This window comes from Nostoc sp. DedSLP04 (assembly GCF_034530775.1).
Classification (GTDB): Bacteria; Cyanobacteriota; Cyanobacteriia; order Cyanobacteriales; family Nostocaceae; genus Nostoc.
In genome coordinates, this window is record NZ_JAVRCL010000004.1 from 90,606 (window position 1) to 106,079 (window position 15,474).

Annotated in this window: 12 protein-coding genes; 6 read left to right on the plus strand and 6 right to left on the minus strand. The window is 40.6% G+C overall.

Annotation, left to right across the window (positions count from 1 at the left end; all coding sequences use genetic code 11):
- Window positions 1-200 precede the first annotated feature (200 nt).
- Window positions 201-1,364, plus strand: coding sequence for a DNA polymerase III subunit beta (dnaN, locus tag RMX89_RS03715; protein ID WP_322687967.1), 1,164 nt, complete (start codon window positions 201-203; stop codon window positions 1,362-1,364).
- Between the two features lie 73 nt (window positions 1,365-1,437).
- Here dnaN and RMX89_RS03720 read toward each other — a convergent pair whose 3' ends face one another.
- From RMX89_RS03720 to RMX89_RS03740, 5 genes are all read right to left on the minus strand, one after another.
- Complete coding sequence (locus RMX89_RS03720) at window positions 1,438-1,761, minus strand: hypothetical protein (protein ID WP_322687968.1); 324 nt, start codon at window positions 1,759-1,761, stop codon at window positions 1,438-1,440.
- 205 nt (window positions 1,762-1,966) lie between these two features.
- A complete protein-coding gene (locus RMX89_RS03725; protein ID WP_322687969.1) occupies window positions 1,967-5,269 on the minus strand; it encodes a GAF domain-containing protein in 3,303 nt (1,100 codons plus the stop codon).
- Window positions 5,270-5,524: 255 nt separating this feature from the next.
- Window positions 5,525-6,712, minus strand: a complete 1,188-nt coding sequence (locus RMX89_RS03730) for a TRC40/GET3/ArsA family transport-energizing ATPase (RefSeq protein WP_322687970.1) — start codon at window positions 6,710-6,712, stop codon at window positions 5,525-5,527.
- Window positions 6,713-6,817: 105 nt separating this feature from the next.
- On the minus strand, window positions 6,818-7,099 hold the full coding sequence (locus RMX89_RS03735) for a hypothetical protein (RefSeq protein ID WP_094350381.1): 282 nt from the start codon (window positions 7,097-7,099) through the stop codon (window positions 6,818-6,820).
- A gap of 459 nt (window positions 7,100-7,558) precedes the next feature.
- Window positions 7,559-8,956, minus strand: coding sequence for a calcium-binding protein (locus RMX89_RS03740; protein ID WP_322687971.1), 1,398 nt, complete (start codon window positions 8,954-8,956; stop codon window positions 7,559-7,561).
- A 255-nt stretch (window positions 8,957-9,211) separates the two neighbouring features.
- Between RMX89_RS03740 and RMX89_RS03745 the strand changes: the two genes are divergently transcribed.
- The 4 genes from RMX89_RS03745 (at window position 9,212) to RMX89_RS03760 (ending at window position 12,067) form a co-directional block, all read left to right on the plus strand.
- Entirely contained in the window at window positions 9,212-10,018 is an 807-nt protein-coding gene (locus tag RMX89_RS03745) for a DUF4886 domain-containing protein (RefSeq protein ID WP_322687972.1), read from the plus strand.
- Window positions 10,019-10,223: 205 nt separating this feature from the next.
- Window positions 10,224-10,919 (plus strand): HupE/UreJ family protein, encoded by a 696-nt coding sequence (locus tag RMX89_RS03750; protein WP_322687973.1) that lies wholly within the window; start codon window positions 10,224-10,226, stop codon window positions 10,917-10,919.
- 153 nt (window positions 10,920-11,072) lie between these two features.
- The gene (locus RMX89_RS03755; RefSeq protein ID WP_322687974.1) at window positions 11,073-11,636 is read left to right on the plus strand and encodes a hypothetical protein; all 564 of its coding nucleotides are present in this window, start codon (window positions 11,073-11,075) and stop codon (window positions 11,634-11,636) included.
- A gap of 53 nt (window positions 11,637-11,689) precedes the next feature.
- Entirely contained in the window at window positions 11,690-12,067 is a 378-nt protein-coding gene (locus RMX89_RS03760; RefSeq protein ID WP_322687975.1) for a DUF2358 domain-containing protein, read from the plus strand.
- Window positions 12,068-12,334: 267 nt separating this feature from the next.
- On the opposite strand, the gene RMX89_RS03765 is transcribed toward RMX89_RS03760, so the two are convergent.
- Window positions 12,335-13,024 (minus strand): Uma2 family endonuclease, encoded by a 690-nt coding sequence (locus RMX89_RS03765; protein ID WP_322687976.1) that lies wholly within the window; start codon window positions 13,022-13,024, stop codon window positions 12,335-12,337.
- 533 nt (window positions 13,025-13,557) lie between these two features.
- Between RMX89_RS03765 and bchB the strand changes: the two genes are divergently transcribed.
- Window positions 13,558-15,084 (plus strand): ferredoxin:protochlorophyllide reductase (ATP-dependent) subunit B, encoded by a 1,527-nt coding sequence (bchB, locus tag RMX89_RS03770; RefSeq protein ID WP_322672691.1) that lies wholly within the window; start codon window positions 13,558-13,560, stop codon window positions 15,082-15,084.
- The last annotated feature ends 390 nt before the right edge of the window (window positions 15,085-15,474 follow it).

Sequence of the window (15,474 nt, forward strand, 5' to 3'; positions counted from 1 at the left end):
CAAATGCTTATATATTTTTTGGAAATACTTAAGGGTTTCTTATACATGGAAGAATATTTGTTGCAAGTGTTTCAATTATTACAGTTTGAAGCGTAGAAGCGATACTTGTGGCGGACTACGCCTAAGCGCTAATCAAACAAATAGCGATCGCCTATAAACATAAGGATGTTAGGATATCTTTCACAAGCTGTATCTGACTTATGAAATTAGTTTGCTCCCAAAGCGATCTCAGTACAAACCTCTCACTCGTTAGTCGTGCAGTACCTTCACGACCAACTCATCCAGTACTTGCCAATGTGCTGTTACAAGCGGATGCCCAAACTAACCAAGTAAGCTTAACAGCCTTCGATCTCAGCTTGGGAATCCGCACCAGCTTTAACGCAGAGGTATGGGAAAGTGGGGCGATCGCACTTCCTGCTAAGTTACTTGTAGACATCACCTCTCGTCTTCCAGAAGGCGAAATCACTTTAGACGATGAATCAGCCTTGACAGGTGCAACATCTGGTGGAGAAGGTTTAATTGTCACACTCACACCCAAGAGTGGACATTACCAAGTCCGAGCAATGGGGCCGGAAGAATTTCCCGAACTCCCTGTAATTGAAAATACAGAAGTAATTCATCTCACCACCACCGCATTAATTGAAGGATTACGCGGTTCATTGTTTGCTACCAGTGCTGATGAAACCAAGCAAGTACTCACTGGTGTGCATTTAACAGTTAAACAAGACACCCTAGAATTTGCAGCTACAGACGGACATCGCCTCGCAGTCGTAGAAACTAGCAACGAGCGTCCTTTAGGCGGAACTAGTCAAGTAGAAGTGACAGTACCAGCTAGAGCATTACGCGAACTTCAACGAATGTTAGCTCATAGCGCCTCATCAGATGAACCTGTAGCTTTATATTTCGATCGAGGTCAAGTTGTATTTGCATGGCAAAATCAACGCTTGACTAGTCGCACCTTAGAAGGGCAATATCCTACTTATCGACAATTAATTCCGCGCCAATTTGAGCGACAAGTAACAATCGAACGGCGACAATTTATCAGCACTTTGGAGCGGATTGCTGTGTTAGCCGATCAGAAAAATAATATTGTTAAACTCAGTATTGATAGCGCAGCTCAAGAAATTACTTTATCTTGTGAGGCTCAAGATGTAGGCAGTGGTAGAGAGTCAATGCCGGCACAAATTTCTGGTGAAAATATCGAGATTGCCTTTAACATTAAATATTTGATGGAAGGCTTGAAAGAGTTACCATCTTCCGAAATTCAAATGCATTTAAATCAAAGCCTAACTCCAGTGATTTTTACACCATTGGGTGCTTTGAAAATGACCTATTTAGCTATGCCTGTGCAACTTAGAAGTTAAAAAAAATTGTAAGGTAGCACATCATTGCTACCCTACAGCGTATTTTTGTTTTCACAGCAGATATGCATATATATTAAGTAATCCATATCAGATTAACTTTGTCCCCCTTCATCCCCATACGTACTATAAATTCATGTCCATCATCAGCAAAACTCAGCTTCCACAAATAGGTCTGAGTTTCTCCTTGTTTGAGATGACCGAAGTAAGTAGTTGTATAGCCCTCAGACATACGTGCAATTAGTGGGGAACTAACTTGGTCAAAATTTTCTTTGGTAATATCAGCTCTGTAGTCTGAATCACCTACTGTAAGAAAAAGATCGTAATTTCCCGTAGAGGTGGCATCTAAGATAGTCTGCAAACAACTAATGACGTTTTCAGAGGGATTTATCGAATTCATAATTATGTATGCTCCTAACCGTTAAACCCTAGTCAAGTATAAATCAGGTTACTAGCTATCTATCACTTGTCAATCAAGCTACTATGCTTTCACCCCAAAACTCAAATTTTTTGCAGAAAATCAAAATTATTACATAACTTTGCATTCTTCTATTTCCAAACCAGGAATAATCTGCACTATGCAAGTTGATTTTTTGTTTCTATGATTAATTGATTTGTTTAATTGGAATTTCAATCCAAAATTCTGTACCTAACCCCGGTTGAGAATCACATTTAAAAACACCACCGTGTTTATCTACAACAATCTGATAACTAATTGATAATCCCAAACCAGTGCCTTTTCCCACTGGCTTAGTTGTGAAAAAGGGATCGCAGATTCTTGCTCTGAGAGCTTCGGGTATTCCTGGCCCATTGTCTGCAATCCGAACTACTACACTCTTGATATTGCCTTCAAGTTCTCCAAAAGCAGTACGGATAGTAATTTGACTGCTATGAGGTTTTGATTGAGATTCTGTGTAATCTTCTAAAGCATCGATCGCATTGCTTAAAACATTCATGAATACTTGATTTAGCGGCCCGGCATAGCACTCTACTAAAGGAAGGTTGCTGTATTCTTTGACTAATTTAATCGCCGGACTTTCTGGTTTTGCTTTCAAGCGATGCTGCAAAATTAGCAAGGTACTATCAATACCTTCATGAATATCAACTGGTTTTTTTTCTGCCTCGTCAAGACGAGAGAAATTCCGTAAACCCAAGACAATCTGCCGGATGCGATCGACCCCAATTTTCATCGAAGATAGAGTTTTGGGCAAATCTTCTATGATAAATTCTAAGTCGATCTCGAAGGCGCGATCGCGAATTTCAGGACTAGGGTTGGGAGTATTGTGTAAATAGAGTTCTAGAATACTGAGTAAATCTTGGGTGTAATCGTTGACATGATTGATGTTGCCATAAATGAAGTTTACGGGATTATTAATTTCGTGAGCCACACCAGCTACCAATTGACCTAATGAAGACATTTTCTCAGTTTGGATCAGTTGGGTTTGAGTTTGCTGTAAATCATGCAAAGCTTGAGCTAGCTTTTGCGTCTGCTCTTTGGTTTGATTATGCAATTGGGCTTGTTGGAGTGCAACCCCAAGCTGATTGGCAATTTGAGTAATAAATTTAATTTCTGAAGCTTCCCAATGGCGGGGTGCAGAATTTTGGTAAGCTGCTAATAAGCCCCATAGCTGTTGCCCGATAAATATAGGTGCGATCGCATAAGCTCTTGCTTGAATTTGCTCTAGAACTGCAACGTGGCATTGAGAGTGGCCAACTTCATAGATATCATCAACTGCAAAAGTTTCATTGTGACGATATCGCCCACCTTGGGTTTCTTGTAAATAGCTATCTTGCCAAACTGTATTTGTATCAGAATTTACTAACTTTAACCAGTTATCGCCCACAAACTCGGCAATATATTCACCACTCCAATCAGCCTGGAAGCGGTAGACTGCAACTCGATCCGCTTGTAGTGATTTACAAATTTCTTGGGTAGTTGCCTGAAAAATCGCATCTAGATCGAGAGATTCTCTAACTTTTGCCACAACTTCAAACAATACCCGTTGTTGTTCTGCTGCTTGTTGCAAATCTAATGTCTGTTGTTGTGTCTGAGAGAGTAAATCAGCTTGCTGGAGTGCTACGCCCATTTGGGCGGCAATCTGACTGAGGAAGTTAACTTCAGAAGTTTTCCATTGCCGAGGGCCAGTGTGTTGATAAGTTGCCAGCAAACCCCAAAGTTTTTGACCAACAAAAATCGGCGCAAGCACAAAAGCGTAAATTTGAAACTGCTCTAGATTGTCGATATGACACTGAGTAAACCCCATTTTGTAGATGTCATCGACTGCAAATGTTTCATTGTGGCGGTAACGCCCTCCCTGTGTATCTTGTAAGTAGCTATCATTCCAAATTGTATTAACACCTAGTTCGGACTCATTCGACCAGTATGGACTAGCAGCCTCGAAATCTCCGACAAATTCACCACCCCAATTAGAATCAAAACGATAAACAGAAACGCGATCGGCTTTGATTAATTGACAAACTTCTTTAGTTGTGGTCTGAAAAATCGTATTTGTGTCCAAAGATTCTCGAATCTCGGCAATAACTTTAAACACAGCCTGTTCTTGTTCAGCTGTCCTTTGTAACTCAGCGGTGCGCCTTCTAACTTGTTTTTCTAAATTTTCATTGAAGACTTGGACTTGTTGGTGTAGTTCATACTGCTGAACTGCGGAAGCGAAGTGTTTACTGAGGTTTCTAGCCAGTTCAATCTCTTCAATTGTCCATTTTTGAGCTTGTGCTGTTTTAGATTCGCGCCAAACCTCAAAGGATCGCCGGGGATACTGTTGCCTTTGATCGCCCTCATGCTGTCCCGCCCATAAAGTTTCTGTGTCTATCTCATTGCGGAAAATACTTAAGTAGCCCAACAACTGCTGACGATACTGGAGTGGAATCATTAATATGCTGCGAATTTTAGTTGGTTGAAAAGCAACTTGCAAACTTCGCAAGCCAGGAGTGTTATATATATCTGAAATTGCCCAAACATCGTAGTTAGTAGACTTGTAGTGTTCCTGCCAGATACTATACTGTTCGATCAGTGGATATATAGTTTGTTCTGGCATTACAGGTTGCTCTCCACAGATATAAAGCTTTATACAAGTATTTCCTGGTATTAAGCATTCTGTTAAGCTGGTGACGTTGCCATTATGGAAATCAAAAGCTTCATTTCTAATACAAAGCCTGCCACCAATACCATTAAAGGCAGCAACAGCCGCTTCTAGGGCTGGCTGTAAGACAATCGTCGGCAGTGAATGTAATAGGGTAGCAATGCGGTTAACGATCGCTTCTCGCTCGGCTGTTTTGCGAACTTGAGTGTGAAGGGTACTTTGAGCTATCGCCATTGACAGCTGCTCGACTACCACTTGTATGGCTTCTAGCTCATATTCTGAAATCAAACGCGCTTGGGAATTATGAGACACCAGCAGTCCCCAAAGTCGATCTTGATAAAGAATAGGCGCTACTACAGAGGATTTTACCCCCATTGCCGTCAAATATTCAATATGGCAGGGGTCTACAGGGCGGTAACGGATCTCCTCTGAAATATCTCCATTATCCAAGTCACGCAGGTGAATTTGACCAATCTCTTTAGTCTCAACATTCACAACAGAACGCACGCGTGATTTGATAAATAGTTCGCGGGCATAAGATGGAATATCATCGGAGGGAAAATTTAACCCCAGTAGCGACGGCAAACAATTTTTATTAATTGATTCAGCAATCACTTGACCACTACCATCAGGATGAAATTTGTAAATCATCACTCGATCGGTTTTTAATAGCGATCGCACTTCTGTTGTTGTCACTGTGATAATTTCTTCTAACTCTAAGCTGCGTCGGATACGATTTGTAATGCGGCGTAGTAAACTTTCTTCATCGCGACATAAGGGTAAATCTTGTTGGGGATTGGAAGTCATTGTTATAGCAAAATAAATTAATAATTTGAAAACTGGCATAATTAAATCTAAAGACATTGTGAAATTTATTTCATCAATTTGTCTTCAGTAAAACTACGGTCAAATCATTAATAAAAATATTTTTTTAGCTTTTATTAAAATTTACCAAAAAATCATAAAAACAGACGCTAAAAAGATGGCGTCTGTACTAGTTACAAGAGAAAATTCTTGCTTTTTAGTTTTAACTTTTTGTTGACAGAGTAAAGTCCAACAAAATTAAACTCTTGTGTTGTCAGCAAAGCGGATTTTTAGATAGTCATTTTCCATCTTTGCTCCGCCTGGTTGTAGTGCTGCTAAGGCTTGTGGCAAAACTAAGTTACGACGATGGTTGCCAATAGTAATGTTTAATTCGTCTCCAGTTTTACTTAGTTGAACTTGGTCTTTAGGAATACCAGGTAAGTAAAGTTCTAAGCTGTATTGGTTTTCTTCTTGCACTACTCTAAGAGTTGTTTCTTTGTAATAAACCTGAGTTGGATCTTCATCTTTATAAAGAGTTTCTTTCAGGCGTTCTAATGAAGCCAATCCACACATTTCCTCAGAAAATAGGGGAACTTCTTTCACAGGTAGAGGGTGAAAATCATCATGAATTTCTCGGCGATATTGCTCCTGACTTTCCTTCCAACGTTGAAAAAATGGGTCTTGGACTTCATTGGGAATAATCCGATTAGCCACGACTAAATCTGTTGCAACGTTATATAAACTCAGATAAGCATGGGCACGGAGAGACTCTTTAATCACCATTTTTTCGGGATTAGTGACAAGACGCACTGAGGTTTGAGTATTATCTGTTAATACTTTTTCCAAAGCTTCAATTTGTTCATAAAACTCATAAGGTGCATCCATTACTTCTTTATCAGGTAGCGAAAAACCGGCAATTGGTCTAAACAAAGGTTCAACCAATGGTCGAAGTGCTACCGAGATGTTTTGAAATGGTTTGTAAAAACGGCGCATATACCAGCCACCGACTTCAGGTAAACTCAGCAAGCGCAATGCTGTGCCAGTGGGGGCTGAGTCAATAATTAAGACATCAAACTCACCTTCATCGTAATGGCGCTTCATCCTTACCAAGCCAAAAATCTCATCCATGCCTGGTAAAATCGCCAATTCCTCCGCTTGTACGCCATCTAAACCCCTTGCCTGTAAAACTTGGGTAATATAACGTTTCACAGCACCCCAGTTTCCCTCCAGTTCTTGCAGTGCATCCAGTTCAGCACCCCAGAGATTTGGGCGAATTTTTTGGGGTGCGTGTCCCAGTTCCATATCAAAACTGTCTGCGAGGGAGTGGGCGGGATCTGTACTTAAAACTAACGTCTGATACCCTAGTTCCGCACAACGCAGTCCAGTTGCAGCAGCGACGGAAGTTTTGCCCACACCGCCTTTACCAGTCATTAAAATTACACGCATAAATGCTTTTGTCCTGACTGAGAATTTTTTACATTTATTTACATTATCGACTGTTTGACGAAAATAAATGTTGTTTCAACACGTCTAGGCATTATTTATGAGTATTTACCCTAACTCATCCGTTGGGTTTTGCTGCAATAACTGATCAAGCTTAGTTTCCAGTGCTGAGAGTTTTTTAAGAATTGTGGGGCGATCGCCATCAATAGAAATTAGTAAATTGGTTATTCTCTCTTGTATATTCGTTAATTGTGCGACTGCATTCTGAATTTGGAGCATTCCTTCTCGGAGTTCTTGGCGTTCCTGACGTGCTTCCGCCATTTCATCTAACATAGCTTGGACTGTTTTAGCATTACTCTCAATTAGATGTTTGAGTTCTTTATCAGTCATTGCGATCGCGCTTTGCAGTTGAGTTTATTATTAACTCTAAAGTATTGAGGGATTTTGTTTCAATCCCCAATAGGGCAGTTGTGCTACTATGCACTATGGTTGAATTATCTGTTGAATTATCTAAAAACTGCGATTGGAGCTATTTACTAGCAATTAGATTTTTTATTCTCATAGCAAATATCTATATCTTAAGACACTAGTCGTTACAAGGCTTGAGTGTTACTTTTTGTGTGCTAACACCAATTTGAAAAATGATTACGACAAATGGATTCACACCAAGCCAGACGCACCAAGGCAATTCCCAATCCAAAATCTAAAATCTAAAATGGTATAACTTTGAGTGATTTTTAACACTACAAAAAGTGAAGTGTTCTTGTTGCACTTGAGATAACCGGCTGCTGCGGTTATCAAGCCCTCATCCCACTCCACAAGATTGGATAATTTATTTGTTGGAAATTCCTAATTCACAGTCCCAAGCACATTTTGCTGTAGAGGAACGCCACTGAAAGCAATTTCCTCAACATTCAAGACATTCAAGGTGAACTCATCACGCTTAATGGTGTAATTGTTGGGGCTGCCTGTACCTGTAATAATGTAATCACTTTTGAAATCAGACAGAATTAGCTTATCCGATCCCGATCCACCATCGATTGTGGCATTACCGTAACCAACATCAAATATGTCATTTCCACTTCCACCCTTAATCAAGACATCGGCAATAGCGCCCCCTTGATCGGAAACAGTATTACCGTTAGCATCAATTCGACGAGCTTTGAAGTAATCGTTACCATTTCCGCCATCAATGGTGCCACCTTGAATGCCAATGCTGGTGCCATAGCCAGTAAGGATATCAGCTCCTGCCCCTTGATAAATAATGCCATCAGTATTAAGAATACCTACGCCTTGACTAATGCCAGTGCCAATGAGGGTATCGTTGCCATCGCCTAAATTGATTGTGCCACTGTTAACAATGCCTATACCTACACCAGATGCAAGCTCCTCTGGGCCGTTCCCAAAAGGGTTATCAGCGTAGACCCCTTCACCGCCTGTGCCTGTGCCAGAGAGATAGTCGTTTCCCTGCCCAACAGCGATCGTGCTACCCTTGCTGTTGGAGATGCCTATACCCCTACCCGCATCGTATGATCTAAAAGGTTCTAAATATGCATCACTGCCATTGCCGATACCAACAATAGAATCGTTTCCTTTCTCTCCATTAATGTTGCTACCACCACTGTTGAAGATACCTGTACCTTCTCCTCCAGTACTACTAATTCCACCAGTTCCAGTTCCCTTGATAGAATCGTTCCCTTCTCCTCCATTAATGTTGCTGCCCTCAGTGTTAGAGATTCCTATAGCATCCGTTCCCGATCCAGTTCCCTCGATAGAGTCGTTCCCAAATCCTCCATCAATGCGGCTATTCTGAGTGTTTTGGATGCCTATAGTGATGGCTCCGATATTTCCGTCACCTCCGGTTCCGGTTCCCTCGATCAAATCTTTTCCGTCTCCTCCATTAATGTAACCACTCTGAGTGTTAGAGATACCTATACCAGGTTCATTGCTTCTATACCCAGAACCACCAGTGCCTGTGCCAGAGATCGTATCGTCTCCACTCCCCGCATTGATAATGCCACTGTTAGCAATACCAGTGCCTGTGCTTGCATCAAAGCCGTTACCGCCACCAGTGCCTGTGCCAGAGATCGTATCCTTACCTGCTTGAGTATCAATGACTCCGTTTTTTAGAACCTCAATTCCAATTGCTGGAATTGTTGGCAATAATGCATTATCCTCTTGTCCCAGCACTAGATCGGAACCAGAAGTGCCTATGAATGAGGGTAAAGAAACAATTAGTCTAGGCATAATATAATTTTCCGCAATTGTGTGTGTTGAAGTTTTAACCTGTGAAAGTCTTGCTCTTTGAAGAAGAATTTTCTAAATTTATAAGCAGTAGTTTCTAAACAAGGGTTAGGCAATAACAGATCGAGTAAATGACAATTCATCTTCATCAAGCTAGTACCTGTTTACTCTACTTTGGACGCACAAGTTTTATGCAGAGTCAGCCAATTTTTTATAAAAGTTCATAGTCTGCCAAAATTACAAGAGTTACGGGTAAAGATGATGAGCAACACCAAGATCGTATATGTATGTTTATTCCTCTTGATGATGATTGTCTTGTTTAAAATACTAGAAAGGCAGATTCAAGAAAATCCTTTTACAGTAGCCGAACAGCAGGCAATCAGAGTTTTATTTATTGGCAACAGTTATACATATTTCAACGATCTTCCTTGGTTGACACAACAGTTAGCTGTTTCAGCAAAAGGAACTAAAAAGTTAGAAACTGAAATGGTTGTGATTGGTGGAGCGACACTTCAAAACCACTGGAAACGTGGTAAAGCACTCAAGCTTTTGAAAGCAAAACACTGGGATTACGTAGTACTGCAAGAACAAAGTACTTTACCAATTACTAATCCCCAGGAAATGTACAAGTACGCTACTCTGTTTGATGCCGAGATTAAGCTAGTGAATTCTCAAACAGTGTTTTACTTAACTTGGGCAAAGCAAAACCAACCAGAAACGCAACAGATATTGACTGATGCTTACATGAACATTGCTCAAGAACTAAAAGCTAAAGTTGCACCTGTGGGAATAGCTTGGCAAAAAATCCAGGAAGCGAATCTAAAATTAAACCTTTATAGTTCGGATCGAAGCCACCCTAATCCGATTGGATCGTATGTAGCAGCGTGTGTATTCTATACAACACTTTATGGTAATAGTCCTGTAGGCTTGAGTCGTCGTATATATAGTAGCGACTCTAGTACGCCACAAGAAAACAACAGAATTGAGTTAGAAAGTTTAAGTGAAACAGATGCCGAAATGATTCAAAATTTAGTTGAGCATATCGTCAGAAAGATATCGAAATAGTCTATTGTATGCTTAAGAGGATAAAAGAAAGTTTTTAGTCAAAAGTCAAAAGTCAAAAGAATTATATTCCAAGCTCTTGCGCCATTTAAAATGGTATGTTTATTTACGTCATGCTGTACTAGTGTAATTTAGCATGATTAGCACGTTAGTTTTTTGGGGTAGATGGGTAGTATAAATTACCTAAAAACTAATTTGGTATATAGCGATGTTCAAGACTCAATTATCACAATCCCATACTTGGGGGGAACTTAAGACCTCAAAGTTCATGGATCGCCATATTGGGGCGATCGCAGCTTTAATTTTAATTAGCTTACTGAGTTCATTGAGTGGAACACCATTTGACCATAACATCTCTAACGGCTGGGAAGCCTTTGTCTGGGGATTGGCAGATCCAGTAATTAGTTTAAATTGTTTAGTTGGTATTGTTGCGATTGGCTTACTCTCATCTGTGTTTGTTCGTGGCGCTGCGATCGCTGGATGTTTTGTCTTGGCAACAGTTTTAGGCATTGTAATTCATATATTTCAGCTAGATTTACCAGGCACAGAAATAGCGATGCCTTCGGCGGGCGCAGCCATCGCCATTTCTACCATCGTTTTTGGTACTATGCTGATGATGCCAAATCAACTAAACTTTCTGGTGCTTGCTCTGGTGGGCATCAGTGCTGGTTTATTTCAGGGTTACGCTAATGCTGAATCTATTGTTAGTGCAGGAACAATCTCAGTAGTTGCCTATATACTAGGTATTGCCTTAACTCTGTTTGCCGTTGCCATGAGTGCTAGAGAAATTGGTGTTGGGATGGGTATGGGAGAGATAAACCGAATTTTACCCTGGAAAATCAGCCTTGCTGGTTTCGCTTTGTGTGCGATCGGTATCGTGTTTTTGAGCAATTCGCTTATTTAAATCAGATATTTCAATTCAGTGGAATACATTCATTCGTAGGGGCGTACAGCTAGCTGTGCGCCCTCACTGCGTTTTCAGACTGGATCGAGCTTTCTAGTGAATATGTTGATGCACCTCTGCGCTAATCTAGAGGCTATATATAAATAAAAAGTTATGACACCTGAAGAAATTGCGGCTACGCTTACAGAATTATTTGACACATCGGCTGTTACTACGACTGCTCCTGGATCGTGGCAAGTAGACACTCTTACTTTTCGGCTGTTGGTGCTGCTTTCCGAAGATAATACTTGGCTGCGAGTTTTACTGCCTATTCTGCCCATCCAAGAAGCCCAACCATTTTTAGAACAGTTCCTAGAAGCCAACTTTGATGACACTCAAGAAGTACGTTACGCTTTGTATGAAAGAGTAATTTGGGGGGTATTTCAACATCACAGTGATACTTTAGTGAGTGCAGATTTATCCAATGCAATCAACCGACTTTTATCTCTCCATCAGGCTAGATTAGATAATGTCTTTAATCAACTAATTGAAAGCCGCATCCGGCAAATTATTCAGGCAGCAAAACAGCAAGGACAATCTCTGCAAGCTACCATGCAAAGCTTAGAACGTTTTTACGCCGAAGGAATGATGGGCGAAATCAATCAAACTTCACAAGGACGAGAAGAAGTCTTAACTGCTTGGCGGCGTCAGTTAGAACGTTTATGGAATGAGAGTTAATTTCAGTTTTTCAGTTTTCATATTCAACCAATTTACAGATATATTTATCTATCATGAATCTCGTTGAAATCCTCAAAGAAGACTATCAAAGATTCCCAGTCAATCAAACTTACAGCATTTATGCCCCAGAGGTTTATTTTCAAGACCCGATGAATAAATTCCGTGGTGTTAAACGTTACAAAGCAATGATTAATTTTATCGAAACTTGGTTTTTAAATCCCAAGATGGACTTACATAATATTCAACGTTTAGGAGACACAATCAAAACTGAGTGGACACTTAGTTGGAATACTCCTCTCCCCTGGAAACCACGGATCTCTATTCCTGGTTGGAGTGAATTAGGTCTTAACTCTGATGGTTTGATTATTTCCCATATCGATTATTGGAACTGTTCCCGCTTAGATGTGGTGAAACAGCATTTTTCCTCTTGAAAAAGTGGATGATTCAAATAATATAATTATCATCAAAATCTTCATGGTTTGTAGTGAGGACTTTAGTCCTCTCTGACGAGATGCTACGCGAACAAAATTAGGACTGAATTCTTACTATTACACTAGATGTAATAACAAAAGTCATTAATTATGATGACGGCTGCCAAAAACCCTGAAATTTCTGCTGAATTAACTATACATACTAAAGCAGGGGAATTTTATGTGCAAACATAATTGGTATAAGATACTTTCCCTATTTATAAGAGGTTAATCACTACCCAATTTCTTGATAAAATCTTCATGTTCAGCAGACTGCAAACCTGCTTGTAAAACCTTCAACACACCCTGCATATTACCTGCTAATAACTCCGTCGCCGCTAACCACAACCCTGGAAATACCCGACTTCGCAAAATACCTTCATTGTCAGGTACTAATTCTAGATATTCACCCTGTTCTAGAGAAAACCAAGTCAATTTTTGGTCTAAAACTTGCCAAACAATATATTCTTTGACACCATTGCGACGATAAGCCTGTTTTTTGCTATGAAGATCGATAGTCGCACTACTAGCAGCAATTTCCACAACTAACTCTGGCGCACCTTCAATATAATCATCTTCACTCAGCCGCGTTTGACCACCTGCTTCCGGTTCAATCAACAGAACAATATCGGGTTGAGGTTCGTTATCTAAGTCTAAGCGGACGGTAGGTTCAACTCCCAACGCTACACCAGGAGTCGCAGCTTCGTAAGTACCAAGGCATGTCAAAATCCAACCATGCGGTTGACCGTGACTTCGGAAACGCAAAGCAGCAGGCATAATATAGACAATCCCTTCGATTAATTCAGCTTTTTTCAGGTTAGGGGTGGCATTGTAGCGACGCTCAAATTCGTAGCGGGTGAGTTTGTCGCCATTTTCCAAAGGAGGAATTGTCCAAAGCTGGGAGGGTGTTTTCACCATATTTCACCATAATTGTTGTGAAAATGAGCTTGTGTACATCTTAGCGAATTAGGTAAAAACGCTGCTGAGTAGGGAATGAGGGACTTATGACCTCTCTCCTAAAAGGAGAGAGGCTTTGAATTTTACTCTCCAAGGCTAGTAGGGAAGGGGCTGTTCTTGTTAGGTCTAATTTACTGAAACATTAAGATTTTTTTACAAAATCACCAGCAATGTTGTTGAAATTGATAGCTGTATCCCAAGCAGTAAATAGATTTCAGCCATATCGCCTCCCCTAAAACCCGCAACAAACCTTATTTTTTTTCAGCCAGCAGGTTTGAGAAAATCAGAAACGATTTAATAATCAAGCAGTTATAAGTAAATGGGCTGAATTAAAGATAATACCTCTCTCCAAACCTCTCCCCTTCTCTACCAACGGCACACTGGGCGATGCCTACGGCGGTAAACTACGCACCAAAGGGGTTGATGGTAAACTCTATCTTATATTTTTTACGCCCATTTACTTAGTTATTTGAGTTTAAAAGGGAGACACAAACATGAAATTGGCTTACTGGATGTATGCTGGTCCAGCCCACATCGGCACTCTGCGAATCGCTAGTTCTTTTAAAAATGTTCATGCGATCATGCACGCCCCACTTGGCGATGATTACTTCAACGTCATGCGCTCTATGCTATCGCGGGAGAGAGATTTTACTCCGGTGACAACCAGTGTCGTCGATCGCAACGTTTTAGCACGCGGTTCCCAAGAAAAGGTGGTAGATAACATCACCCGCAAGGATGCTGAGGAACACCCAGATTTGATTGTGTTAACTCCCACCTGCACCTCCAGCATTTTGCAAGAGGATCTGCACAACTTTGTCGAACGGGCGCAGTTGGAAGCGAAAGGTGATGTAATGCTGGCGGATGTGAACCACTACCGCTACAACGAACTGCAAGCCGCCGATCGCACTTTGGATCAAATTGTCCAATACTACATTGAAAAAGCCCGGAAGCGGGGCGAATTGGCAGAGGGCAAAACAGCAAGACCCTCAGTTAACATTATCGGTACTACCACCCTCGGTTTCCACAACAACCACGACTGCACCGAACTCAAACGACTGATGGCTGACTTGGGGATTGAGGTAAATACCTTAATTCCCGAAGGTGCTTCGGTGAATGACTTGAAGAAGATGTCCCAAGCCTGGTTTAACTTAGTACCTTACCGCGAACTCGGTTTGACCACAGCCCGTTACTTGGAAGAACAATTTGGCACACCTTATATAGACATTACTCCAATGGGCGTAGTGGAAACTGCCCGTTGTATTCGCAAGATTCAGCAGGTAATTAACGCTCAAGGCGCAGAAGTTGACTATGAAGACTTCATCAATGAGCAAACCTTACATGTCTCTCAGGCTGCTTGGTTCTCCCGTTCGATTGACTGTCAAAACTTGACTGGCAAAAAAGCTGTAGTCTTTGGTGACAATACCCACGCCGCCGCTATTACCAAGATTCTGGCGCGAGAAATGGGAATTCATGTTGTTTGGGCTGGAACCTACTGTAAATATGATGCAGATTGGTTCCGCGAACAGGTTAGTGAATATTGCGATGAAGTGCTGATTACAGACGATCATGGTGTAATTGGGGATGCGATCGCTCGTGTCGAACCCTCTGCCATTTTCGGCACGCAAATGGAACGCCATGTTGGTAAGCGCTTAGATATTCCTTGCGGTGTAATTGCTGCACCCATCCACGTCCAAAACTTCCCTATTGGTTACAAACCATTTATGGGTTACGAAGGCACGAATCAGATTACAGATTTGATCTACAATTCTTTCACTTTGGGAATGGAAGATCACCTCTTAGAAATCTTTGGCGGTCACGATACCAAAGAAGTTATTACTAGAGGAATTTCTGCTGATTCTGATTTGAATTGGACAAAAGATGGTCAAGCAGAATTGAATAAGATTCCTGGATTTGTGCGCGGCAAAGTGAAGCGTAATACTGAGAAATTTGCCCGCGATCGCGGTTTCAAAGAAATCAATGCTGAGGTATTGTACGCTGCGAAGGAAGCTGTTGGAGCTTAATAATAATTCAGCGATCAGCTATAAAACTGATAGCTAGAATTCCATAGAAGAGTGTTTTTTCAAATAAACACTCTTCTACTTATTATAAAATAATGTTTTTTGCATAAACTAATTTATTAAAAATGGTGTATTTATGAACAATAATCAATTATCCAGCAGATTGAACGAAAATAGACTGTACACCAGATTAGTTACTACACTCAAGATACTTCAGTTTGTCGGCTTTTTTATTGTAGTCATTTTTTTTATTATAATATTTTCAATATTTGGTCGAGCTTTAAGTTTTGGTGGAACTAATATATTTATTTTATTACCTTTAATTTATGTGATTATTCCCTGTATTATTATATATATTCTGACAGCAGCTTTAATAGCAATCATTGACCTATT